This is a genomic window from Brasilonema angustatum (assembly GCF_059505445.1).
In genome coordinates this window covers 1-24,982 of sequence record NZ_JCACKO010000013.1, presented here as the reverse complement: position 1 = coordinate 24,982, position 24,982 = coordinate 1, and the positions used below count along the sequence as shown (strand labels likewise).

Annotated in this window: 18 protein-coding genes, 1 tRNA gene and 1 pseudogene; 14 read left to right on the top strand and 6 right to left on the bottom strand. The window is 41.9% G+C overall.

Features of this window, described 5'->3' with window-relative positions:
- Positions 1–936: 936 nt before the first annotated feature.
- From AC5JM2_RS03285 to AC5JM2_RS03275, 3 genes are all read left to right on the top strand, one after another.
- Positions 937–2,244 (top strand): glycosyltransferase family 4 protein, encoded by a 1,308-nt coding sequence (locus AC5JM2_RS03285; RefSeq protein WP_495833484.1) that lies wholly within the window; start codon positions 937–939, stop codon positions 2,242–2,244.
- A gap of 505 nt (positions 2,245–2,749) precedes the next feature.
- A complete protein-coding gene (locus AC5JM2_RS03280; RefSeq protein WP_495833483.1) occupies positions 2,750–5,797 on the top strand; it encodes a two-partner secretion domain-containing protein in 3,048 nt (1,015 codons plus the stop codon).
- A gap of 266 nt (positions 5,798–6,063) precedes the next feature.
- Complete coding sequence (locus AC5JM2_RS03275; protein ID WP_495833482.1) at positions 6,064–7,800, top strand: Rqc2 family fibronectin-binding protein; 1,737 nt, start codon at positions 6,064–6,066, stop codon at positions 7,798–7,800.
- A 326-nt stretch (positions 7,801–8,126) separates the two neighbouring features.
- Here the strand turns inward: AC5JM2_RS03275 and AC5JM2_RS03270 are convergent, their stop codons facing one another.
- Complete coding sequence (locus AC5JM2_RS03270; protein WP_495833481.1) at positions 8,127–9,800, bottom strand: iron uptake porin; 1,674 nt, start codon at positions 9,798–9,800, stop codon at positions 8,127–8,129.
- Positions 9,801–10,874: 1,074 nt separating this feature from the next.
- On the opposite strand from AC5JM2_RS03270, the gene psbV reads away from it, so the two are divergent.
- From psbV to petJ, 3 genes are all read left to right on the top strand, one after another.
- Positions 10,875–11,366, top strand: a complete 492-nt coding sequence (psbV, locus tag AC5JM2_RS03265; RefSeq protein ID WP_169265504.1) for a photosystem II cytochrome c-550 — start codon at positions 10,875–10,877, stop codon at positions 11,364–11,366.
- A 501-nt stretch (positions 11,367–11,867) separates the two neighbouring features.
- Positions 11,868–12,287, top strand: a complete 420-nt coding sequence (petE, locus tag AC5JM2_RS03260) for a plastocyanin (RefSeq protein WP_495833480.1) — start codon at positions 11,868–11,870, stop codon at positions 12,285–12,287.
- Between the two features lie 361 nt (positions 12,288–12,648).
- Positions 12,649–13,032, top strand: a complete 384-nt coding sequence (gene petJ / locus AC5JM2_RS03255) for a cytochrome c6 PetJ (protein ID WP_495833479.1) — start codon at positions 12,649–12,651, stop codon at positions 13,030–13,032.
- Positions 13,033–13,126: 94 nt separating this feature from the next.
- Here the strand turns inward: petJ and AC5JM2_RS03250 are convergent, their stop codons facing one another.
- Complete coding sequence (locus tag AC5JM2_RS03250) at positions 13,127–15,061, bottom strand: hypothetical protein (protein ID WP_495833478.1); 1,935 nt, start codon at positions 15,059–15,061, stop codon at positions 13,127–13,129.
- A 319-nt stretch (positions 15,062–15,380) separates the two neighbouring features.
- On the opposite strand from AC5JM2_RS03250, the gene AC5JM2_RS03245 reads away from it, so the two are divergent.
- The gene (locus AC5JM2_RS03245; RefSeq protein WP_495833477.1) at positions 15,381–16,076 is read left to right on the top strand and encodes an esterase/lipase family protein; all 696 of its coding nucleotides are present in this window, start codon (positions 15,381–15,383) and stop codon (positions 16,074–16,076) included.
- A 96-nt stretch (positions 16,077–16,172) separates the two neighbouring features.
- Entirely contained in the window at positions 16,173–16,829 is a 657-nt protein-coding gene (locus AC5JM2_RS03240) for a cytochrome b N-terminal domain-containing protein (RefSeq protein WP_495833476.1), read from the top strand.
- A 6-nt stretch (positions 16,830–16,835) separates the two neighbouring features.
- Here AC5JM2_RS03240 and AC5JM2_RS03235 read toward each other — a convergent pair whose 3' ends face one another.
- The gene (locus AC5JM2_RS03235) at positions 16,836–18,758 is read right to left on the bottom strand and encodes a cation:proton antiporter (protein ID WP_495833475.1); all 1,923 of its coding nucleotides are present in this window, start codon (positions 18,756–18,758) and stop codon (positions 16,836–16,838) included.
- A gap of 383 nt (positions 18,759–19,141) precedes the next feature.
- Between AC5JM2_RS03235 and AC5JM2_RS03230 the strand changes: the two genes are divergently transcribed.
- A tRNA-Glu gene (locus tag AC5JM2_RS03230) sits at positions 19,142–19,214 on the top strand.
- A gap of 55 nt (positions 19,215–19,269) precedes the next feature.
- Here the strand turns inward: AC5JM2_RS03230 and AC5JM2_RS03225 are convergent.
- From AC5JM2_RS03225 to AC5JM2_RS03215, 3 genes are all read right to left on the bottom strand, one after another.
- The gene (locus tag AC5JM2_RS03225; protein ID WP_495833523.1) at positions 19,270–19,854 is read right to left on the bottom strand and encodes an SRPBCC family protein; all 585 of its coding nucleotides are present in this window, start codon (positions 19,852–19,854) and stop codon (positions 19,270–19,272) included.
- 9 nt (positions 19,855–19,863) lie between these two features.
- A complete protein-coding gene (locus tag AC5JM2_RS03220; protein WP_495833474.1) occupies positions 19,864–21,882 on the bottom strand; it encodes a GAF domain-containing sensor histidine kinase in 2,019 nt (672 codons plus the stop codon).
- A 732-nt stretch (positions 21,883–22,614) separates the two neighbouring features.
- Entirely contained in the window at positions 22,615–22,950 is a 336-nt protein-coding gene (locus AC5JM2_RS03215) for a ribbon-helix-helix domain-containing protein (protein ID WP_495833473.1), read from the bottom strand.
- Positions 22,951–23,032: 82 nt separating this feature from the next.
- Between AC5JM2_RS03215 and AC5JM2_RS03210 the strand changes: the two genes are divergently transcribed.
- The 5 genes and pseudogenes from AC5JM2_RS03210 to AC5JM2_RS03190 all read left to right on the top strand — a co-directional run.
- On the top strand, positions 23,033–23,269 hold the full coding sequence (locus tag AC5JM2_RS03210) for a hypothetical protein (protein ID WP_495833472.1): 237 nt from the start codon (positions 23,033–23,035) through the stop codon (positions 23,267–23,269).
- A gap of 82 nt (positions 23,270–23,351) precedes the next feature.
- Positions 23,352–23,519, top strand: a pseudogene (locus AC5JM2_RS03205) (HNH endonuclease); the annotation flags it as partial.
- Positions 23,520–23,554: 35 nt separating this feature from the next.
- Positions 23,555–23,971, top strand: a complete 417-nt coding sequence (locus AC5JM2_RS03200; protein ID WP_495833471.1) for an alr0857 family protein — start codon at positions 23,555–23,557, stop codon at positions 23,969–23,971.
- Between the two features lie 280 nt (positions 23,972–24,251).
- Positions 24,252–24,629 (top strand): hypothetical protein, encoded by a 378-nt coding sequence (locus tag AC5JM2_RS03195; protein WP_495833470.1) that lies wholly within the window; start codon positions 24,252–24,254, stop codon positions 24,627–24,629.
- Positions 24,598–24,982 (top strand): hypothetical protein (locus AC5JM2_RS03190; RefSeq protein ID WP_495833469.1); only part of this gene is annotated, 385 nt, incomplete at its 3' end. The genes AC5JM2_RS03195 and AC5JM2_RS03190, both read left to right, overlap by 32 nt.

The window sequence follows — 24,982 nt, the reverse complement described above, 5'->3', positions numbered from 1 at the left end:
TATGTCGTCAATTAACTTACCATTTGTTGAGATATCCCTAGCTAGAAATTAACAGATGGTTGATTTTAACTTTTTGTCTTGACTAACGGAGTAAAAAATAAGACATGAAGAGACGCATCGCTGAAAATTAAGTGTTATTAATAACTTTAAATTATCATTAACAAGTTTTCGTAAGTCATATTTGTTCAATAAGACTCTTACCTTGGGAAGTTGTCCTTGGAAACTTATTAGTCCACCTGCTAGGTTTTGTTAATTATAAAAAGCAACTATTTATAGTAAAGAAGTCTGTTTGTATACTTGATTTGAAAAGATTTTCGATGAAATAATACGGTACTTTAAATCGATAAAACTCTATATAGGAATCCGGTTTGATTTGGTGAGACCAGTGCTGCAGAGGGAGACCCTCCCGCAGCGCTGGACTCACCGTAAGGCGTGGCGTTAGCCATAGGGTGAACAACTCGTTAGGGCGCTTAACGCTTAAGGCTTAACGCTTAACAGAGAAAAAGCAATATAAGGTATACTGAGTTTTTTTCAAAAATCAAACAGGAGTCCTATACATGTCATCCTGATGACAAAAAATATATTTTTTTTCTTAAGAGCAGCCCTACAGGCGGCGTGCCACCCGCTACGAATGAAAAAAACACTCTTTTCACGCCAGATACCTACGGAGGGAGACCCTCCTGCAGTACTGGCTCCCCTACACCCCTACACCCTTACACCCCTGTGTTTCTTGAAAGAATTAAGATACAAATATAGCCAAGCGATATATATTCTAAGTGTTAGTACTGAAATAGGAAGATTACCTCTAGTAGCAGATGTATAAAAGTGTTGTAATCTTAAAATATAATAAAGATTAATTAAATTTTGCGAAAGGTAAAAGTCTAGTTGCATACGCAATTTGCTTAGTACCTCTTAACCAGAAGACACCAACAAACTATGAACTCTAGAACTGAACAACGCGTCGCCCTAATTTCCGTACACGGTGATCCGGCTGTTGAGATTGGGAAAGAAGAGGCTGGAGGACAAAACGTTTACGTGCGCCAAGTAGGAGAAGCACTAGCCAAGCTTGGATGGCAAGTAGATATGTTTACTCGCAAAGTGAGTGCACAACAAGAAACAATAGTTCAACATAGCCCAAACTGTCGAACGATTCGCTTGGAAGCTGGCCCTGTTGAATTTGTACCGCGAGACGATTTGTTCGCAAACTTGCCAGAATTTGTAGATAAATTTCTCCAATTCCAGCAAGAAAATGGCTTCGTATACCCTTTGGTTCATACAAACTACTGGCTTTCTAGTTGGGTAGGAATGCAGTTGAAAGAAAAACAAGGGAGCAAGCAGGTTCACACATACCACTCCTTAGGAGCTGTTAAGTACAACACGATTGATGTGATTCCTTTGGTTGCTGCAACCAGGCTAGCAGTAGAAAAACAGGTGTTAGAGACAGCCGAACGAATCGTTGCAACAAGTCCGCAGGAAAAAGAACATATGCGATCGTTTGTTTCCACAGAAGGAAGCATCGACATTATTCCCTGCGGTACAGATATCGCACAGTTTGGTTGTATAGATCGACAAGCAGCAAGAGCTAAGTTGGGAATCGACCCAGAAGCGAAACTTGTCATGTATGTAGGACGTTTTGACCCACGCAAAGGCATAGAAACACTAGTGCGTGCTGTAGGACAGTCTCAGTTGCGAGGACCTTCTTCAAAGCTGCAGTTAATGATTGCTGGTGGTAGCCGCCCAGGTCAAAGCGATGGAATCGAACGCGATCGCATCGAAAGTATTGTCGCCGAATTAGGGATGAGCGACTTTACGACTTTCCCCGGTCGTGTCGAGCAAGAACTGCTGCCATATTACTACGCGGCTGCTGATATTTGTGTTGTTCCCAGTCACTACGAACCATTTGGACTAGTGGCCATTGAAGCTATGGCAAGTAGAACACCAGTGGTAGCTAGTGATGTCGGTGGACTTCAGTTTACAGTTGTCTCTGAAGAAACTGGTTTACTTGCACCACCACAAGATGTCGCTGCTTTCTCTACTGCAATTGACCGAATTCTGAGCAGTTCCCAATGGCGAGACCAGTTGGGTGAAGCCGCAAGAAAGCGCGTTGAAACAAAGTTCAGTTGGGAAGGAGTTGCATCTGATCTTGCTCAACTTTACACTCAATTGTTAGACGATAAACCTGAAATAACACAACCGGAAATTTCCCCCGAAGAAACACCAAAAGAAGCAATCTTAGCGAGTTAATATCAAATGTAAGAAGTTAACATTAAAAAACTAAACTTTTTATTGTTAACTTCTTACACTTCGACGAATATCGATTATCTCTCGTTGAGACACAACTTGCGATCGTACATTTTATATTTTTAACATACGTGTTTAGGATCAGACTTCTTTATGAAGTCTTTTTATTTTTTCTCTATTTTTATGAATTATGTATTTTTAGTTGTTCAAGAATATTGGTCTATAGCACAATACGGTTAGTTATAAGTAGTTCAAATCCAATCTGCTCAAGAATTCCAAGAGATACAGAATTGAATCTGTAAAAATGACAACGTTTTGTAACAAAAACCTACAAAAAGGTTACATAGTCTACAAACGTGGTATTAATACTCAAGATCTACTATTTTACTCTTTCGAGATATTTTACTGTTTCTAGATCACTTTTCATTGGCATAACTGCAAACCAGATGATAAGGGCACACCATTGCTGTGCTCCCCAAAGCTAACCCCATCATCAAAAAATTCTAAAATGCTGAGAATAAAACTGGTGCATCATATTCTCTTTTTCCTCACCTTACCCCTAGCAACCATAGCAACTCTTGCGACTATCACCACCGCAGTTGCGCAAGTTTCTGCAGATGGAACTGTATCCACCACAGTTACCACTCCTGATGGTAAAAACTTCAACATCAATGATGGTACAACAAGAGGAGGAAACCTTTTTCACAGCTTCAAAGAATTTTCTGTACCCACAGGTGGTTCGGCTAACTTTAACAATGCAGCCAATATACAAAACATTATCAACCGAGTCACGGGTGGTTCTATTTCTAATATTGATGGTTTGATTAAAGCAAATGGCGCAGCGAACGTATTCTTACTCAATCCAGCCGGGATTATTTTTGGACCAAATGCCAGTTTGAATATTGGTGGTTCCTTTTTAGGAACTACAGCGCACAGTTTCTTATTTGACAATGGATTTGAGTTTAGCGCCACTAACCCGCAAGCACCGCCACTGTTAACAATAAATGTTCCGATTGGGTTGAGGTTTCGGGATAATCCTCAACCGATTCAGGTAACTGGATTAGGGCACGGACTTAACTTTGGTGATTTTACTGTTACAAATCGTCAAAATATTGACCCGAACGTTACAGGATTGCAAGTCGAACCCGGAAAAACCTTAGCACTTGTAGGAGGGAATGTCTCCCTTGAGCGTGGTGTACTCAGGTCACAAGGAGGACGTATTGAAATCGGCAGTTTTGACAGCAACCAGGTTGTTAATCTCGTCCCAGCACAATCTGAAGGTTTTTCACTAGCGTATCAAGGCACACCCAGTTTTCGAGACATCGAGTTTTCTAAGAAATCGTTCGCGAATGTCACAGGAGATGGCAGTGGTTCTATTGCGATCAAAGGTAGGACTATTAATTTCAACTCTGAATCAGTTTTATTAGCTAATACGCTTGGCCAGAAAAATGGGGGAGAAATTAGCATTGTCGGTGACTCTATAAATTTCAATCGGTCTGGCGTCTTCTCTAACACCTTCAGTTCCGGGGACAGTGGACGAATAAAACTGGATGCCACCAACAACATCGAGTTTAAGGATAGCAGTACTCTAACCATTCAGACATGGGACAAGGGTAAAGCCGGAGACATCAACATTAGTGCAAATTCTTTTGGGCTTGAAGGAGTTATTAAAAGCGAAGCTCAAAAAGATAGCACGGGTCGGAGTGGACAAATCAATATTACCACAGGTTCTTTGGAATTCCGTAACGATGGTGTTATATCTACAGCCACTTCTAGTAAAGGTAACGCTGGAGACATCAACATTACTGTTAAAGGTCCATTGACTGTAGCCCGTCCAATAAGTGCGGAATCCACTGGTGCGGGTAATGCTGGCAAAATCAAGATAAATGCAAATTCTTTGCAGATTGACGGCACGTATATCTCTAGCAAGGCGACAAACACAGGTCAAGCTGGAGAAATCAACTTTAATGTCGCAGACTCTCTTGTCATCAAGGGTTCAAGGATAATTACCAACACCTTTGACACGACGGGTAATGCTGGCGCAATCAACATCAATGCAAATTCTTTTCGGTTTGAAGGAGAAATTAAAAGCGAGCCGCAGGCAAGTAGCACAGGTCGGGGTGGAAATATCAACATTACCATAGGTTCTTTGGGATTACTCAAAGGTCTTATATCTACAGCCACTTCTAGTAAAGGTGACGCTGGAGACATCAACATTACTGTTAAAGGTCCATTGACTATAGCCGGTTCTATAAGTACCGAATCCACTGGTGCGGGTAATGCTGGCAAAATCAAGATAAATGCAAATTCTTTGCAAATTAACGGCACGAGTGTCTCTAGTACTGCGACAAAGACAGGTCAAGCTGGAGAAATCAACTTTAATGTCGCAGACTCTCTTACGATCAACGGAGCCGGTATAAAAACCAATACTTTTGGTACGGGTGACGCTGGAACAATTAATATCAAAGCAAATTCTTTTCAGCTTAAAGGAGAGATTCTTAGCCAGGCGGAGCAAGGTAGCACAGGTAAGGGTGGAGTCATCAACATTAACGCAAACTCTCTGGAACTACTACAAATTCCACCAGCTACAGCAGTTATATCTACAACTACTTTTGGTAAAGGTGATGCTGGAGACATCAACATTACTGTTAAAGGTCCATTAACTTTGGCCAGTAGTACAAGTGAAATAACTACTAGATCTTCTGGCAATGCTAATGCTGGTAATTTGAACATTTCGGCTGACACCATTAAGCTTGATCATCAAAGTAAGTTCTCAGCAACCAGTTCCTCTGGTAATGGAGGCGACCTTAAACTCAACGTTGCTAACTTACTCCTACTACGTAATGGTAGCAGGATTTCTGCTAGTGCAGGTAGTAATAATACTGGTGGTGATGGCGGCAACATTACGATTAATTCCCCATTAATCGTTGCTTTTCCCTTAGAAAATAGTGACATCACTGCCAATGCTGTCAACGGTAGCGGTGGGAAAGTCACAATTAAAACTCAAGGTCTTTTTGGAATTGCCCCACTCAGTCGGCAAGAACTTGAGCAACGTTTGAACACCACAGATCCGACTCAACTAGACCCAAAAAACTTACCTACGAGTGACATCACTGCTATTTCCCAAAACAATCCAAACTTGAGTGGTACTGTTAATATTGTCACCCCAGATATTGACCCCACTCAAGGATTATTTGAATTGACAGAAACTGTGATCGACCCTGCACAGCAGATAGCCCTAAATCCCTGTATAAAAGGTTTTGGTAGTACTTTCACTATCACAGGACGTGGCGGATTGCCATCTGACCCCAATAAAATTCTCAGTAGTGATAATGTGCGCGTTGATTTAGTTGAACCTGTTCCTATTACGGTAAGTTCAACAAGTACAACAGAAAAGAAAGCATCTCAACAGCCAACTGTCAAAAAGATAGTACCAGCCCAAGGTTGGATATATAACGAAAAAGGTCAGGTGGTGCTGGTAGCTTATGATCCTACCAAAACTGGCCCACAACGCTCCTCACCAGCACCAACTAGTAGTTGTGCTGCAACCAGATAATGATGTCGCCCACAATTCTCGCATAACCCCACCCCGGTTTTGTCTAACCCTACCCCTTACCCCTCGGGTAAGGGGTGGGGTTAAATCAGCGTGGAATAAACGTTTGAACGTTAAGACAGACCCGTCCACGGCACTGTCCTCCCCAACCTACCCCCTGTTGCCTGTTGCCTGTTGCCTGTTGCCTGTTAAGAAGTATCTTGTTGTTCACGAATGATTTAAGATTGCTATACTGACAATCGATACCTAAATAACAGCGACTAACCGTTGTGCAAACATTTGACTTTACAACTCTTACCGCTGTTTGTAGCGACATCCGCGCTCACTGGCTACCATCGCGCGTAGAGCAGGTTTATCAACGCAACAGCTACACAATTGCCGTAGCACTCCGCACCCTCAAGCAGCGGGGTTGGCTGGAAATTTCTTGGCATCCTCAAGCAGCACGCCTTCACATTGGTGAACCACCACCAAGAACACCAGATACCTTTACTTTTAGTCAACAACTAGTGCACCAGTTGGGCGGTTTGGCGTTGGTAGGGCTTGAGGCGATCGCTCCTTGGGAACGTGTAGTTGATTTGCAATTTGCCCGTCGTCCAGGAGAAAGCGCCCTGTATCACCTGTACGTCGAAATCATGGGCAAGTACAGCAACGTAATTCTCACCGATGCCAATAACAGCATTATCACGGTTGCCCATCAAGTCAAACAACAACAATCTAGTGTCCGTCCAATTCTGACAGGACAGCCTTATGAAACACCACCCAGTCTCACCGCTGCAACACCCAGCTTGAGTGAATCTCAAGAACGCTGGCAAGAACGAGTTAGCTTAGTACCAGGAGCAATCAAGCGTCAGTTGCTCAAAACCCATCGCGGTGTTTCTCCTTCACTGATACAATCAATGCTGTTGGTATCAGACATCAACCCAGAGAGTTCCACAGACACGCTCAAACTCGATGACTGGCAACGGTTGTTTCACCGTTGGCAAGAATGGCTGCAAAAGGTCGAAAGCCAGAAGTTTGAACCTGGTTGGACACAACAAGGTTACACCGTGATTGGTTGGGGTGTCCACAAGAGGGCGAAAAATATCCAAGAGTTACTCAACCGTTACTACACGGATCAACTCAATCAACAAATATTTTCCCAACTGCGCCATCAATTGAGTCAAAAACTGAATAATCTTTTGGAAAAATTACGAGTCAAAGCTGCTACTTTTGAGCAACGCTTGCAGCAGTCAGAAAAAGCAGATGAATATCGACAAAATGCTGATTTGTTGATGGCGCATCTCCATCTATGGCAAGTGGGAATGACAGAAATTGTTATCCCTGATTTTGAAACTAGCGAACCAGTAAAAATCGCTTTACAGCCAGATAAAAATGCCGTCCAAAATGCCCAAAATCTCTACAAGCAGCATCAAAAACTCAAACGCGCTCGCATTGCTGTAGAACCTTTATTGGCAGAAGTCAGTGCTGAAATTGAGTATTTGGAGCAAGTGGAAGCAGCCATTTCGCAGATAGAAAATTACAACACAGCAGAAGATTTACAAGCTCTTGAAGAAATCCGCGAGGAACTTATTCAACAGCGGTATTTAGAAGACTCAGAATATCGCCGTCGCAGTCCAACGGAAGCTGCTAGCATGAACTTTTATCATTATCGCACTCCCAGTGGTTTTGAAGTTTTAATTGGTCGGAATAACCGCCAAAATGACCAATTAAGCTTTCGTGTGGCAAACGATTACGATTTATGGTTCCATGCTCAAGAGATTCCAGGTAGCCACGTGTTACTGCGTCTGGAAGCAGGTCGTGTCCCAGAAGAATCTGATTTGCAATATGTTGCTAACTTAACAGCATACTACAGTCGTGGTCGTCAAAGTGAACAGGTTCCAGTTGTTTACACTCAGCCAAAATATGTTTATAAACCCAAAGGAGCGAAACCGGGAATTGCTATCTACAAGCAAGAGCGTATTATTTGGGGACAACCGCAGTCGTTGGTGCTTAATCCTAAGTCGTGAGTTGCGAGTATATTTGTTGTTCAAAATACAAAAAAATTATTTAACTTTTGATTTTTAATTCAAAATTTAAATAATTTTCTGGCTACATACCATATTTAGAATTTTTCTTAAAGATGGAAACTTATTTTCTTCCTAAATATCTTTTTTTGATAAATGTCATAAAAAATTTGTACTGACTGTTACAATATTGTTAAGAAAAGTATCCCGTTGCGTTTTGGGAACGCGCAACTTGGGGTTAACTGTTTTGAGAAGACAACACAAATTAAGATGTTTAAAAAGACCAGCTGTGGTAGGCTGGTCTTTTTGTACTGTTTAATTTGTGCTTTTCAAAAACTGAAGGTGGTTCTGACTGCACCGATCACAACACCATCGTTGTTACTGTTATGATCTGGCGCTGTCAGCCAAATGACTCCTGGAGTTATGCTAATATTTTCGCTCACCTGATATTGGTAGAAAGCTTCAATGTGATAGGAAGTGTCTTCGTCTTTGCCGATCGCCCTCCTCAGAGAATCACTCACACCAGTCACTTTCGGCTCCATACCCACAATAATACCTGCGACGTTACCCTTTTTACCTAAATCCGGAAAGGCTAGGGTGACAGCATAATTCCAAATCTCAAGTTCCCCACGGGGAATTGTTCCACCAACAGAGGACAAGGTGCGAGTATTGGTATAACCAGCCCAACCACCCAAAACGAACTTAGGGCTAAGCTGGAAGGATGCTTCTATACCATAGGAATTACTGGAAATTGGTACATCAAGCTCTGAGAAGGTCGCTAAACGATCTGGTAGATTGGGATTATTTGCCAATGCTGATCGTAGGTTGGCACGGTTGCTACCAGTACTACCGTTAGCAGTGAAATCATTGTTATAAGCATTCACATAGGTCAAACCAAAGGTAAATTTGTCACTTGGTTTGATAGTTAGCTGTGCCATTGCGCCATAAGGACCATTGAACAGACCACTTCCCCTGTCAGGATTGGCAGCGGCGTTTGCTAAATACCCTAAGCTAAGTTCCAGGTTCTTGCTGAACTCGTGCCTAAGTCCTAAACCAGTACCATTAAGCTGATAGTAAATTGGGTTGCGAGTGCCAAAATGAGAAAGGGCACCGGTACCACCATCCCCATCCAGGAAAGGGTTAACTGTATTGGTAAAATCATCAATCGCACCTGCATTGGCTTCAACAACAACGGTTGTTTTCTCGCCAATCTTAAACTGATACAGCAGTGCGTCTAGCCCTACATCATTACTGTTACTGTCATCGAAAGCGCCGCCTGCGAATCGGAAGTCGCCTTCTGGTGTGAACGTAGAGGTGCTAGAGAAAGCATTCAAGTTGCTCGCCTGTAGTCGAGTTCTGAGTAAATCTTCGCCATTAAAGGTTGTGTCAAAGTTGAGGCGAATTCGATCTCCTACGATAGTATTCCGGCTTATTTTTTCTCCCCTTGCATTCTCTCCTGTCGCAATTCCTGCCACTGTCACCACAGCTTCAGCGTTGAGTTTGGTTGTAGTCGAAAATTGATTTGCCTCCAACTCAGCAGCTTTTGCTTCCAAAGTATCCACACGACCTCGCAGTGTAGCCAGTTCTGCTGCAAATTCTTCTTGTAATCTTTGTAATGTCGCTAAATCTTGTTTATTTACCAAATCTGCTGTAGCTGTGGCTATGAGTTCGTTAACTCGGTTGAGACAAGCATTCAACCCAGCTGCGAATTCATATCGCGTCATCGCTCGATTTCCGCGATAAGTCCCATTCGGGTATCCAGCAATACAGCCATAGCGCTCCACTAAGGATTGCAGTGCTTGAAAAGCCCAATCTGTGGGTTGTACATCTGATAGCTGAGACACCGAAGTGACTTGTGCCCTTGTCTTGTTTTGGGTGGTATTCTCAGCTTGTTTGATTTCTAAATTGGCTGGTGTTTCCCCTGCAACAGCAGTGGTACTCATCGCTAACATTGCCCCGAGAACTGCTGGGCCAGCCAGCAAAGATTTCCACAAGTTTGTCATTTTTTCCTCACACCAATTCTCAATTAGTAGCCACACTCTGCTTTCTTAAAACTCATTTTTTATAGAAAGTAGTTTCATTAATTTATCAGTAATCAACAAATGGTTTAACAACAAATTTCAAAAATTATCATTAAATCTGCATATATATCAAAGTAAAACTCCTACACGACAAATTACAAGAGTTCACTCGGAATAAATATATACATTTGTTCAGTCTAAGTACATACAGCAGTACTTCTTGAAAAATTTTGTTGTTATTACTAATACCTAATCAGGAAATTCAATGTAATAATCATTATCATAGAATCTTTAAAATAAATCTCATTATCAACAAAACTTAAACACAGTAAACCAAACAGTTTTCAGTAAGGACAAAACAGTGAGCTGGACTGACACCAGACGTAGAAGAAAATGTAGAATTTTAGTACCACCGAAAACAAAAATTGACCCCCGTACAGGTTTGCCATGACATCCACATGGTGAGTCGCCCTTTGTGAGCATCGCTTGGGGCAATGCAAACGGAGTTTGTATTGGTGTTCCAGAAGTCGCACTTTAGCCCCAAAACCTTTTAGCAACCTAAGATCCTGCCTTCCGTCGCTATCAACATCATCAATAATTGACACTCCCACACGTAACATGACATGGCAAGCTTTCTGAGTCAGCCTACTACTGATGAGTTTCCCTGTCGCCTTTTGTGATATTGGTATTACAGCAGCTCTATCTCTACCTGAAGTGTTATGGCTTTTGCGGATCTGTCAATTGCCGAGATAGCCACTGACTACAGTGTTCCTGTGGAAAAGGTGTTGTCTATGTGTGACGAACTTTTAATTGCCTACAAACCCTAAGACCCCTTTGGCTCGCTTAGGATACAAAGGCAATTATTTCCCAAATTCTGTCTGAAGGACACTTAGAAGGTACTGGCAACTGAGTTAATGAAACCGAAGTGACTTGAGTTGCTTATAGCTCGTGCCTAATAGCAAACAATATTAACACTCAGCAATTAGCCATGAGCACGAATGAGATTGAGCATTGTCATCTTAGCTGTGTTGAGCATCAAAATCGTTAAGGGGAAAAATGTTTAGAAAATTGTTTGGCATTTTTGCGGCAACTATTTTGCTGACCTTTCAATTCGTTGTCGGTAGCGCCTCCGCAGTGCAACTAGATAAAACGACCCGCACGGTGACATTAAATGAGGGTGGCGAGACTACTGTCGTCAGCCTTAAACAACTCAAAGAAGGCAAACGCTTATTTAACAACACTTGCTCCCAGTGTCATCCTGGAGGTATTACCAAGACAAACCAAAACATAGGACTCGATCCTGAAACACTCGCCCTAGCGACACCAAACCGTAACAATGTTGAAGGTTTGGTGGACTATCTGAAAAATCCTACCACCTTTGACGGGGAAGAGGAAATTTCTGAATTACACCCCAGCACCAAGAGCGCAGATATTTTCACAGAAATGAGAAATCTGACCGATGATGACCTAGAGGCGATCGCTGGTTATATTCTCGTGCAACCGAAGGTTGACCCTATACGATGGGGAGGCGGTAAAATTTATTACTAAAACGAGTAGCTTGATTTAGTTATTAGTCATTAGTGAGCCAGGGCTGTACCGAGGTTTTCCTCGTGCTGGCTCTGGCTCTGCTGTTGGATCATTAGAAGCTCTCTAAATAGAGACTAATGATTTATTCACTACTACACACCAACAAAATAAAACACACATACCCCTCACCGCTACGCGTCTGTCCTTGGGACGAGCGCGGTACTACTGACTAATGACTACAAACTATTTTTAATGGAGGTTGATTAACAGTTACAACACTTAGGAAAATAGTTGGAGTCAGTGAGCTGGAATTGAGGACAAAAAGAGTTTTTTGGAACTTAGTACTTAAGACTGATGAATCATATACATCTTTGTGTTTTATAGTCAAGTCGTCATTGCTGATGACAATAGTATGATCCGCCAATATTAAAAAAAAATTTGCATCTACGACATATTGTCATATTTGGCTTAATTTTATTTAAAATGGATAAGGAAGATAAAACCTGCTGTTAGGAGAAAGCCATGAAAATAATCGCGTCAAGCTTACGGCGCTTTAGTCTAGCATTGTTAACAATTTTTTTCGTTGTCAGTAGCTTAGCTGTTTTTGCTCCCAGTGCTTCAGCGGAAACATATACTGTCAAACTGGGTAGTGATAAAGGAATGTTGGTATTTCAGCCAAAGCAATTGACAGTTAAACCAGGCGACACAATTGAATGGCTGAACAACAAAGTTCCTCCTCATAATGTTGTGTTTGATCCAGCCAAAAATCCTGCCAAGAGTAAGGAAGTTGCCAAAGATTTGTCTCATAAGAAGTTGCTCATGAGTCCTGGTCAAAAAACAACAACAACTATCCCAGCAGACGCAGCTCCGGGTGAATACACTTTCTACTGCGAACCTCACCGTGGCGCAGGTATGGTTGGCAAAGTCACTGTCGAAGGCTAGATTTAAGCTGTTGACAGAAAAACTTCATCGTGTTATACAAGAGCGAATTACGCTTTTAGAAACAGACCCTAATGTTGGGATGTTTACATGAGGGGTTATCAGTGGTGACAAGTTTTATCCTCGTCCAAGAGTTGATAGCAACAAACAGAGGTAAACTCGTCACCGCTAATTTTGAAAAAATTTGTATCTAAACAAACAAATTCTCTCGTTAGTCACAAATAATTTAGAGCATTACGGCATAGTCGCACGAGTAAGTTAGCAACTGTATCAAAGAGTAGTTCCTTTGAGACTTCTGGCAGCCTTACAATAGTTACTGGAGACTGTTTTTGAGTCGCTGGAGGCTAGTTGCAAGGAGAATCTCTTGAGAATAGTTTTATTTATAGCTTTATTGGCGATCGCCCTTTGGGCGGCTCCCTGCTGGAACATCGCCTTGTTCCAATTTACATTTATTGATTCAGCACTTGCAGCCGAAATATCCTACGGTGCCAAAATCTTTAAAGCTAACTGCTCTTCTTGTCACATAGGTGGTGGTAACATCCTGATTAGCGAAAAAACTTTGAAAAAGGAAGCTTTATCAAAGTACCTGGAGGATTATGATGCAGACTCAATCCAAGCGATTATCTACCAGGTGCAAAATGGTAAGAATGCTATGCCCGCATTCAAGAGTAAGTTAAGTGAACAGGAGATTATAGACGTAGCTGCTTACATTGTCGAAAAAGCAGAACAAGGCTGGCAAGATAGCTAAAAATACAATACAAAAAGAAAACCCTCTGGGACACCAGAGGGTTTTTTCTTGATGGGAAGCAAGATCAGGAACTTTAGTTGAGTGATTACTGTTTTTATTTTTCCTGATTGCCGCCTTGTCTTGTATCTCTAATTTGACGCAACTGTTGTAGTAATTTTTGACTATTTTGACCAGAAGCAGAAGCTTGATTGCTACTGGCTTCTTGCTCAGAAGTTTGTTTAAGATTAGCTTGTGGTGACGACGTACTTTGTCTGATAACAACCCGTTGCTGTGATGTTTGTTGTTGTTTATCAGTTTGTAAAGAAGATGCAGACTGTCTGACAACAACTTGTTGCTGTGATGTTTGTTGTTGTTTATCAGTTTGTAAAGAAGATGCAGATTGTCTGACAACAACCTGTTGCTGTGATGTTTGTTTTTCTTGATTAGTTTGTGGTGCGGGCGTATTCTGCATCACAACCACCCGTCGCCGTCGTGAAGTTTGTTGTTCAAGATTTGCTTGCGGTGCAGACTGAGTTTGGCTTTGGGATAGTTGTTGGTTCGTTGATAATGAGCTAGATCGCTGAGCCAAATTAACTTTTTGCGGTTGTTTGGATGGTTGTAAATTGACCTTGTCGGGACGCAAACCCTGAGTCATCTCGATTTTTTGTGGTTCTTTGGATGGTAGTGAGGTGACTGGTACTGAGCGCAAACGTTGAATTAAGCTGCGTTGTGCTGCGGTGGTTGCTGGTTGCGTTTGACTGACTTGAGATGAGGTTGACAGTTCGGATGCAGGAATTTTAGAAATATTGCTGTTAGGCTTGAACGAAATGTTAAATGGGTAAAGCTTGGGCTTGCCATTTGCCTGCACAGGATTTTTTTGGAAATATTCTCTGAGATATTGCCTAGCAGATGTTTTCAACTCAGGTGAAACAGCATTATTTCGGAAATCTATTGACTCCACTTGACCTTGACGATTGACTACCAAATCACCTTCAACGTTGCCCTGTTGTGCTGTTTTGCCATTAACTGTTTCAGCTATGGGCTGTTTGGTTTCTAAGTTAGGATATTGCTGTTTAGCTTCTGCCAAACGTTGTGGAAAGGTTTTAGGTGTTGACGGTGTTGACGGTATTGACGGTATTAACGGTGTTGACAACGACCGGGCAGTTGCTAGTGGGGGTAACTCAGGAGCTTGCAAATTTGAACCTTGCTGCAATTGCGGGAGGTTTTGCCTTGCTAAAGCGATGCTGTTATCTCCAACTTGTGGAGATTGTACAACAGGGGTTACCAGCGGCTGATTATTCGCACCTTGTGATACCTCGCTGCCAGGAGCAGTGTTTTGTGTAGCATTGCTTACATCGCTAGCGGCACGCATCTGGTCAGGGTAAACAGGAGCAGAGGTGTTAAGGAGTTCCTGTTCCTGAGCTATGTTAGCTGCCTGTATTGGAGGTACATTGTAAGGAATCCTAGAAGATGCCAGTGGCTTAGCTTCTCGTAATTGTACCTTTTCTTCTGGAAAACGAGGCAATGGTTTGACTTTCGCACTTAATGATGGGTCAGGTTCTGCATAACGAGGCAATGGTCTAACTTTCGTACTTAACGATGGATCAGGTTGCAAATCTTTCTTGGAAAGAATTGGCAAAGACTGACTTTTAGGCAACGAAGCAATGGCTACATTATTCGTTTTAGTAGGCAGGGGGGGTAATATCAGAGCAGTAGAAGACCGTGATGGTGGTAAAGGCGGTAATGATGGAATTGATTGATTAGCAAACTTTGGCGAAGGAACTTGTGGAAGTAATGCGGGTGCTGGCGGTTGTGAGGAGAGTTGTGGTACGCCTGGTTGTGGTAGACGGTTTTTTTCAGATTGACTTAATTCAACAAGTCCAACACTGCTTTTTAATGATGGTTCTTGCTTAGGTTTAGAAGAATTCATTGGCACTATCGGCAGGAGAAACGCGATAGCACTGTGAATGCCAAGAGATGCTAGGACTGCTATCCCAGTCGGCTGGCTTAAGAATTCGGGTATATTTTTTAGGACGGAGACGTAGGACATAGCTGTTATCGTTCACTCGACTCAGTTGCAATTATCTAGCAATCTATTACTTTGCTATTATCATTCACTCGACTCAGTTGCAGTTATCTAGCAGTCAAATCTATGAGGTAACATGTAACATATAGTATAGTAGTAGAACGGAAGCGCCCCTCTTCAAATAATAGCTTTCTATTGAGAATTGAAAACACCGAACAACACCAATTTTTTAACTTGTTATTTTTTTCAAAAATGACGGATATTTTACTCAAAAGTTGCAATCGCTAACATTCTGCTTCCAAAATGACGCTTTTTCATCTCTAATCTCTATCCAAAATCAAAAATGCCTTTACCGACAGTTATTTTGCCGGGATATCTAGAAAGCGGAGTTGCTTACCGCTCACTAGAACAATCTTTGCAGCAATTGGGTTTTCCTGCTGTGACTGTAGCACTGCGACGGCGTGACTGGATACCCACTCTTGGCGGAAGATCTGTGACACCTATTTTGCAGCAACTCCATGCGACGGTCAACCAGATGTTACAGCAATACAATACGTCTCAAATTAACTTGATTGGTCACTCAGCCGGAGGTTGGCTTTCTCGCATTTACTTGGGAGAAAAACCTTACTCAGGACGTGGTGAAGTCACATCATCTGTATGGCAAGCTCATCCTCTGGTTGCAACTCTGATAACATTGGGTACACCTCATGTCAGCCAAGAACGCTGGACACGCTGGAATTTGGATTTTGTTAATCAAAACTATCCTGGAACATTTTACAAAAATGTTCGCTACGTTTGTGTAGCTGGAAAAACTATCTTTGGGCAAAGGCGGAGGGGCAGTTGGTTAGCTTACAGTAGCTATCAGTTAACTTGTGGGAAAGGTAACACGTGGGGTGACGGAATTATACCCATTGAAGCGGCTCATCTTGAAGGGGCCCAAAATCTTGTTATAGAAGGAGTCAGGCATTCTCCTAAAAGCTCTGGATTGTGGTACGGTTCACCAGAACCATTGAAAGCTTGGGTTCAATACTTAGTATAAAAAATATTTTTTAATTCTTATCAAAAACTAACTATTCTTAATAATTCTTAGTTAGACTCGTAATACAAGTAAAGATAATTAAGGAAGTGCTTAGCCATGGACAACACACAGTCAGATGTGGTTCTGCGGCGAATCACAACAATATTATCGGTAGTCATCATCACTTTAACCCTGGTTGGTGCTACGACCGGAATTTTGTTGTCCTTTTACTATGAACCAGCAGCAGGTCGAGCTTACCAGTCATTGAAAATCATTGACACAGAAGTTCCATACGGTTGGTTATTCCACAAAGCGCACCAGATAGCTGGTAACGCAGTTGTTGTCATTGCTCTGATCCAAGTTGTGATCATGTTTGTCAGCAGACAATTTCGCAAGAGTTGGCTGACTGCTTGGATCAGTGGGATTTTCTTTACCCTAAGTGCGATTGGATTGGGTTGGACAGCAATGATCCTCTCTTGGGATCAAGAAGGATTTTGGCGTTTTAACATCGAACTGGGAACCATAGAAGCTATTCCTTTGGTTGGTTCAATACTGCGAGATATTTTGACTGGTGGTGGAGCGATTAGTACCATCACTGTGCAGCACCTTTACACAATACATAGTTATCTGATCTCGGTTACTGCCATAGTTCTATCTGTTGTGCATTTATTGAGTGTGCTGTGGCTAGAATTGCAATTGAAAAAAATGTATTCAGAAGGAACGCTCCCACAGACTGATAAAGTACAGCAGCAACCAGCCAATGCTCAGGGATAATAAATTTTAAGGTGTGGGAGCATCGCTGCGAGAAAGTTGAGAGAGTTTTGCCAACGGTATTTCTTCAACCTTCGGTAATTTTTCAAGGGCGAGGCGAGTGGACTGGCTAGCACCCGACAAGCGTTTTAATAATTGTGGTCTGGGATCGTGTAATAGGTAGATAATGCGATCGCCAACTTCCCACTCTTGCGCTGCGGGCATAACTTGAAGATGTTCTTCTCGTTCTACCAATAGCGGTATCAATTCGCCAGCTCTAATTAATGCCTTCAAATGCTCTTGTTGAAGGTCAAAACTAGATTCATTCAGCGTCGTTGTCCCCAACTTAACCTGTCCGTCATTCACATAATCATTCCAGGTTTTAATTGGTAAATCTGGAATCAAAGCCTGACTAACCGTATTCTCATTCGTAGAGGTTGTTGCTTGTGGATCACGAGGGAAAACAGCCAAGACACGCGGCGGATTAAACTCTTCTGCCGCACGTTGTGCTAAGACAAAATTAACCTCACCATTACTAGTCATTGCTAAAAAAGTTCCCATTGAGCCAAGTCCTGCTTCTTCCAATACACCAGTATCCAAGGCGCTGCTGGAGATAACTCTCAGATTTTGTGCTTGGGCTTGTTCACTACGTTGTGCGTCAGTGTCAATCATCACCACTGGTTCTCCCCATTCTTGGAACAACCGAGCAATTAATAAACTCAAGGGGTTACAACCGACAATCACCGCCCCTATGGTGTCTTTTGAGGTGATTTCCAGACACTTGGCAAACCAAGCAGCCGTTAACCCTTGACAGAACACAGTCATAATAATTGTGAGAAACACCAAAGCTTTGATAGCTTCACCACCGTTAATTCCGCGATCAGTCAGTAAAATTGCAAACAAAGAAGCAACGGAGGCAGAAACTATTCCGCGTGGGGCAACCCAACTTAAAAACAATTTCTGGCGCCAGTTAAATTCACTGTTCCAAGTACAAAAGAGGATATTTATCGGGCGAACGACAAACATCAAGACCAGCACCGTGAACACACCACCCCAACCCAAAGCAAAGACACTCGCAATAGATAAGTCAGCAGCGAGCAAAATGAACAACACCGAAACGCTGAGAATAGTCAGTTGACCTTTGAAACGGCGCAACAATCGTTCTTCTGGCACTGAGGAAGCTCCAAAAACGACTCCTGCAACGACAACTGTCATTAATCCCGACTCGCTACGAATCATTTGCGATAAAGCAAATAAGCCCCATAATCCCGCCAGAACAACCAGGTTTTTTAGTTCAAACGAGAGAAAATTGGCACGTTTGGAAATTAAGGACATCAGCCAGCCACCTGCTGCACCAATGATTCCACCAACACCCAAGCGCAGCGTGAGACTGATCATTGCCGTCATGAAGTCGGTATGGTCGTTTAATATCGTGTTGAGCACCACGACGGCGAGGATAGCTCCTACTGGGTCAATAAGAACGCCTTCCCCTTCCAAAAGCGTTGCAACCTGCCGATCCACATTGATTTGTTTGAGCAGAGGACTAACAACAGTTGGTCCTGTGACCACAACTAAGGAAGCGTAGAGAAAAGCAATTGGCCAAGGGAATTCACCCAGCCAGTGCACAGCCATACTACCGCCAAGCAGCGTGATCATCGTTCCCAAGGTCACAAGCAGTTGCAGGCTAGTCGAAACTTTGCTTAACTCTTCAAGATCCAGGCTAAGTCCGCCTTCAAACAGAATAATTGCTGTTGCCAAAGCGACGATAACTTCCAGACCAGTGCCTAGCATATGAGGGTCTAACAGCCCAAAGCCATCAGAGCCAAGCAGGATGCCAAACATCAGCAAAAAGACGATGCTGGGTATCCGAAGGGATGCAGCCAGCACCTGGGCGCAAATACCTGCAAACACGGCAATCACGATTTGCAGGGTGATTTCAAAAGATGCTTCCATGCTGTAGATTTTGACCGAAATATTTCAAAATCTTTTGTAAAGAATAGTAAATCTTAATTTTACTGCGTGCAACATCACATCCAAAGTTTCTGACCAAATCGAGTTCTGATTTCATATTTAGTTACTAATTATACTTTTTTTGCTGGAGTTGTGAATTAAGAGTGATGATTGCCTCTGACTATCAGGCAAAGCAACCTTGTTCCCAACCCCTGCTATAGAGTCTGGAGTTCTTCTATACTCTGAATTCTCCATTCTTATTATTAAGTATTTTTGCTGGTAAACAGTTAGAATGTCCCTATTTTTCATTTTGCTAGAAAGTTTTTTTTAAAAGCTGTTGACATCAATAAGAAAAATAGATATATTATGGAAAGTGTGGATCTAGCGCCCCCATCGTCTAGAGGCCTAGGACACCTCCCTTTCACGGAGGCGACGGGGATTCGAATTCCCCTGGGGGTATAAAAAATAAAGAGCGAAGTAGAAAATCTGCAAATATTTCTACTTCGCTCTTTATTTATGCTTCTAACACTCGTTGGCGAATGGCAAGAAGGTTCAACTGCATATCGTCGCTTATACGACGCTCGATGATTGCGATTGGCATAGTACGTTTAGGCCAAACCTTCACGGTGTAGTAAAGATATGTTCCCATATCTTCACTAAAGGAGTAAGGCTTTAATAGCCAGCTACCAGAGAAGTCTTTGAAATCTCCCTCTACCATGCGGAAATTAATTTCCTTGGGAAAAGATTCTTCTAAGTCCAGAACAACACGGGCACAAAAGTTAAAGCGTAGAAACCGCTGAGCGCCTATTTGTTCTAAACGAATACCTCCTTGAGGATGCTCAAGGAGGCGACTTTTTGTCAGATTGGGGATGAAGTCAGCTAAAGCTTCATAATCTGTGAGTACTTTCCAGACTTGTTCTACTGGTTGGGAAATTTGAAGCGAAGCCGTGATTTGTCGCACTCGTTCTGCTATTTTCTCGATTTCGACGTCTACAGCTTGTAAATCATCTGCTTGAGTCGCTCCATTTCGTTCTAGATCGATGTCGTCGCTAATAACAGACAAATCCAGTCCCTCTTGTATGTTGTGTTCTTCAGTCACTTTCACAAGTTATGAGTCATTTTTATCAGAAAATTGGGGCAGTGTCAGGGTAAAGCAGATTGTACTGAAGCTAGAATCCTCTATGGGCGTACTTTCTACTGCAATTGTCCCATTGAGATGTTGAACTAAAGACTTGACCAGAGCAAGTCCCAAGCCTGCCCCTGGAGTCCATCTCCCTTTCCCCCGACGAAACCTGTCAAATATGTAACTAGCTTCTTCTTCTGAGATGCCACGTCCGATGTTGCTCACTTTAATCATAACTTGGTCAACCTCTTGATTGACTTGATGAGTGACGTGCAAATGGACAACAGTGTCATGTTCTGAGTATTTACTAGCATTTGTTAATAACTCCTGCAAAATACGGTCAAAACTCTCTCTTTCAGTTTGCACTGTGAGTGGCGAATCTGGAAAATCTAGGGAAAGGCTTATGCCCTTATCTGCTAGTTTAGCCTCAAAAGTGGCAGATAAATCACGAATTCTTGTATTTAAATCAGTCGTTTCTAACTGCGGACGTTCATTATGAGTGGCTAATTCTTGGAGTTTTAATAAATCATTAATTAAATGAATCTCATCGGTGCAATCTTGCTCGATCATATGGGCGTATTTGGTCTGACGTTCGTTTAATTGCCCCATTTGACGTAAGTTACGGATAGCCACACTAATCCTTGTCAGTGGATGACGCAAGCGATCGCTAATATTGCTTAAAAATTCATCCTTCAAATCATTAAGCTTTTGTAATTGTTCTGTCTGTTGACGCTTCACTTCGTAAAGTCTTGCTTGAACTTCCAAACTACGTTGCAGTTGTGCTGTACGTTCATCTACCAATGTTTGGACTTGGCGTAGTGTTTGTGTTTGAATTATGGCGTTGCTGAGTTGAGCACAGACCATTTGTACTATATTTAATTCTGTTGCTTGCCAATCGCGAGCTACTGCTTGCTGTAACACTAAAAATCCTAATACTTTACCTTGAATTTCTAATGGCATTAATAGCACTACAGGCAGCGCTTCTATAGCAAATACTGGGTTAACTGTTAAAGTATCTTTTAAGTTTGTATCATCATTATTAAGAATTAATGGATTTCCAGAGTTCACGAAAGCACGCTGGCATAGACCACAGTCCCTTAGAGAAAAGGAAATTTGTGAAATATCTAACTGATTTATTAGGGGAGTTTCTGTCGTTCCATTCCACTGAGCCACAACAGAGGCTTTTGCTTGGGGAATTTGTTGTTGTCGTCGATTTCTAAACAATGGATCGGTATACTTGAGCAGTATAAGCAGACCACGATCTGCTTCGAGAGCCTCAGCTGTGGAAGCGAGCGCCAGCCGAAGCATTTGATTAATCTCCAGATTGGTGCGACTTATAATAGTTAGCCGCTTGATTAAGCTTTGATGCTGTACACAAGTTCGCAGGTAGTGATTTTGATCAGCAATCTGCTGTGTTTGTGCGACTTGAGAAAATGCGATCGCGCAACACGACTCGACAGCTTTTAAGAGCTGTTTTTCTGATTCCCGCCAAATGTATGGCTGCGATTTAATCAGACTAATCACACCGTTATTTTTACCACCAAATCGAGTGGGTATTGCTAAAACCGCCTTGATTGTCGGTGGCAAAGATTGACGTCCAATAGCCAAACATTTTTGAATGGTTGGAATATCCTCAATGGTGAATCTTTCAGACGCACATTCGATTACCGCCACGTCTAAGTGCTCTTCCATTGAAAACATTTCATCTTCTGCACCAGACAACTCTAAGTTCTCTTGGGCACACCAGCTAGCAGTTATTGCCTCACTCGATACTTCTCCTGATACTGTCACTAAGCTACAACCATCGACTTGAAAGGCAACTCCTATGACTTTGGCAAGATCTTGCAGCATCCTTGTCGGAGTTGAGCTATTGGCAATTATTTTGTTAATTTTGTTTACTAACTGGTAGACAGGATCTTCCTGATGCGGCATCAGCTTAACCGAGTATTGTTTGTGTAGATTTACTTCATCTAAACACTTGGACGGTGATAAAGGTTTGTTCATTCTTGCCACACTCTTGAATATTGACCCCATTTTCTTCGTAAGCAACCTCTCGGAACATGATTCACCCAAAGCTTGTGCTACCTGTTATAGCCCGTTTCTATTGGAGATGGTCAAATCCTTTGTGAGAAATTTTCTTTTTATGTAAAAAATATTAAAAATTAATCAAGACGCTGTCGTCAAAGAATTTCGGGTATGTTCGTCTTCAATAACTAGCCAACCTAGACTTAGAATATCCTGCCAGCCTCCATATACAAACCGTAATTTCTCTGGTTTTAAGGCGAAAGCTCTGTAAAATGTATCCGCGTTAACACTGATATATTTCTAGCAAGAAGGTATTTTTCTTTATCATTATGCATTTTGTGAGTGGGATGAACCCTGCTAGTGTAGGTAGAAGAAAATCTTATCACCACAAAGTTTTAGAGAAACTGTGTGACTTACTTTTACAAAAAGCCAAATTTTTTTTAGGTATTTATAGTCTTACTCATAATTGTTTACAAAATTTTACTTTTGACCCAGCTTTAGGGTTTTTATACCTCAGTGTTGTTGAAACTCCTGCGACTGAAACAGCCTCAGTCTTTTGCAAGGCATCCAAATCTATTGGACTAAAGAGTCTAATAATTTGATATCTTAAACTATTAAATTTACTGATAAATAAGAGAAAACAAAATTCTGAATGCAGCCCGTTGCAGTATCACATAGAACAACTGAGCTGCATTCACAAAGAAAAAAAGTTTAACCAGCTAAACTCTCGACACTCAGAGGAACCATATCGCCATTTCTTGTCAGTCCTAGTAACATAGGTTGTTTTGCTTGAATGAGTTGACCTGTTAGTACACAGCGTTCTTCTTGTTGTGCTGTTGCGGCTATGCTAGCCCGAATATCGGCTCGCGAAAATCGGGGCTTCCACTCACCTGATTTTTGCTGCACATAATTCCAGAGGATGTCTCGAATCAGAGCTTGATATCCCTGATTTCCAGCTAATTCTTTGAGTTTATCTTTCAATTCCCGTTCTAGACGGATGCTGGTGACTTCCATATCGGTGGTTGGTGTGCGAGCTATTGTATGCATCAGTTTTTCTCCTTAAAGTATGGACAGGATAGTAATACAAGTGTAGTATGTTTAAAGGAATGTTCAATAGGTGAAATTTTCTGTGAAATCCGTTTACCCCATCTCTACTTCCTTGCGTGTTGTCAACTGCCGATTTAGTTGGGAATCAGCCGCTGTGGGAGTGGAGTATTTATTTATGGGAGACGGTGGCTGGAATAAATGGCAAATCACACAAGGCAATTATGATTCTCAATATGCCAGCATTCGTGCACTGAATGCAGTAGCAAAACTAGAACTACGAAGCGGGATGTACAAGCAACAGGATGCTGTACCGATATAGAAGCACCAAGACTTAAAGGTCAAATTCTAACCCCCGCTTCCACTCAATAAGAAGCGGGGGTTTGTTTATAAGGAGTCAAGCTGTGACAAGCGCGATGCAAGTTTTAGAACAATCCGTGGTGGTGTTTTCTCTAAATGATTTGCCACTGTGTCGGGTTAATATCGAGCAAGCGATTGTATTGTTAGTAACAGGTAAAGCTGATCCACTATATTTTTCTAGCCAAAGCGGATCGGAAGTTCACTCACCCAGCTCAAGCAAACCTGGAATAACAGGAGAGCATAAGCAATGCTGAAATTAACATACACTGAAGCGAGTTTTTGTTTAGAGTGTTTAGTTCAATCGTTGGAAGAATGGGTGCAAGCGCGAGTGATTTTGGCACTGCGAGTGGGTCAATCTCTATGTGTTGAACCCAGCACTGCTTCCTTTTTACTTCCTGTTAATTTGCCAGGAGTAGAAATACTTAAAGCTCTTGTCAATAGAGAGAACAGTGAAATTATCGCTCTTGTCAATTGTGATCATGAGTGTGTGGAAGTGACTCTGCGAGGTTATTGGCTATCAAATGGTTCTCAAGATGCTGATGGCATTTTTATCACCGCGAGCAGCGATTCATCTTATGGTGAACACTCTGCTTCACCTACTGAGTTTTTCCTCCACAAACTTTGGCAAGAAGCTCAACACAGAGCCTCTGTGATGAGCGAATAATGAATTGTTGGCTTTCAGTCTGGTTGCTGAAAGCTGACAACTGTCATTGTTCTTTTTTTATGCCTATAGCTCACTTATACAAGTACAATCGAATAAGTTAGAGCGTGTATTTAATAACAAATAGAACAAGGAAAGAGATTTTCAATGTGTTAAAAAATATTCCATTTTTATGAATTTTCTTATTATAATTTGGAAAAAAATCTGGAGAAATTGAGGTTCCCTCATAATTGAATGCGAATTTATGTATAAGCTATTCCGTTGATAGTAAATATTTTGTGCCATGAGCAGACGTTTTCTTCCTCCTCTTTCTCCAGATGATTTGCCTCCAACTCGGGTGACACAACTTGATGAGTTATTACGAAGACAACTAGAAGAAGCTATCTGCAAACGCTTTTTCAAAGCTTGTGGTTCAATGACTCGATCTTTATTGTCTAATTGTCACTGGTATTTTCAAATAAACGGTGGCACTTTAATACTGATCATTGTTAGCTATGACATGGAAAGTTACTGGCATATAGCAAATGCTATTCCTCAGATGGCTAACAAATTAAAGCTATTTTCTGACACTGCCAAAATCCGTTTCTGTCCTCCATCTAAAGAGGGTATACCTTGGGAAATTGCGGTAGATGAAATATCGGATGAAAAAGATGTGTCCTAACACATGGTTACGAATGCTTCGCGCCGTAAGTCCTGCGAATAGGACTTACAGCGAACGTGAGTGCGTGCGCTTTGTGCTCAGCCGTGCCGAAGGCATAGAAAATACCTGTAAGGATCAAGGCGTTTGTTTCAAAACGCCTTCCCTGCTCCCAAGGAGCAGAGTTATCATTTCACAGAGTCTTTGGGCAAGACATGCTGAGGAATTGTGCAAAGCGCACTTACCTGACTGGCGATTGGGCGATCCTTATGTAAGGATTAGTATTGCTTTCCTAGATAAAATGATTGATAAATTGATACATATAGCAATACCTTCGCCAAAAAAAGAGGATAAATATCTCAATCCCAAAACCTCGA

What these genes read in the sequence shown, in the direction of transcription:
- AC5JM2_RS03215 (WP_495833473.1), bottom strand. Translation starts at nt 22,950, where the DNA reads ATGCATACAATAGCTCGCACACCAACCACCGATATGGAAGTCACCAGC.
- petE (WP_495833480.1), top strand. Translation starts at nt 11,868, where the DNA reads ATGAAAATAATCGCGTCAAGCTTACGGCGCTTTAGTCTAGCATTGTTA.
- AC5JM2_RS03220 (WP_495833474.1), bottom strand. Translation starts at nt 21,882, where the DNA reads ATGAACAAACCTTTATCACCGTCCAAGTGTTTAGATGAAGTAAATCTA.
- psbV (WP_169265504.1), top strand. Translation starts at nt 10,875, where the DNA reads ATGTTTAGAAAATTGTTTGGCATTTTTGCGGCAACTATTTTGCTGACC.
- AC5JM2_RS03285 (WP_495833484.1), top strand. Translation starts at nt 937, where the DNA reads ATGAACTCTAGAACTGAACAACGCGTCGCCCTAATTTCCGTACACGGT.
- AC5JM2_RS03280 (WP_495833483.1), top strand. Translation starts at nt 2,750, where the DNA reads ATGCTGAGAATAAAACTGGTGCATCATATTCTCTTTTTCCTCACCTTA.
- AC5JM2_RS03235 (WP_495833475.1), bottom strand. Translation starts at nt 18,758, where the DNA reads ATGGAAGCATCTTTTGAAATCACCCTGCAAATCGTGATTGCCGTGTTT.
- AC5JM2_RS03250 (WP_495833478.1), bottom strand. Translation starts at nt 15,061, where the DNA reads ATGTCCTACGTCTCCGTCCTAAAAAATATACCCGAATTCTTAAGCCAG.
- AC5JM2_RS03270 (WP_495833481.1), bottom strand. Translation starts at nt 9,800, where the DNA reads ATGACAAACTTGTGGAAATCTTTGCTGGCTGGCCCAGCAGTTCTCGGG.
- AC5JM2_RS03240 (WP_495833476.1), top strand. Translation starts at nt 16,173, where the DNA reads ATGGACAACACACAGTCAGATGTGGTTCTGCGGCGAATCACAACAATA.
- AC5JM2_RS03200 (WP_495833471.1), top strand. Translation starts at nt 23,555, where the DNA reads ATGCTGAAATTAACATACACTGAAGCGAGTTTTTGTTTAGAGTGTTTA.
- AC5JM2_RS03195 (WP_495833470.1), top strand. Translation starts at nt 24,252, where the DNA reads ATGAGCAGACGTTTTCTTCCTCCTCTTTCTCCAGATGATTTGCCTCCA.
- AC5JM2_RS03245 (WP_495833477.1), top strand. Translation starts at nt 15,381, where the DNA reads ATGCCTTTACCGACAGTTATTTTGCCGGGATATCTAGAAAGCGGAGTT.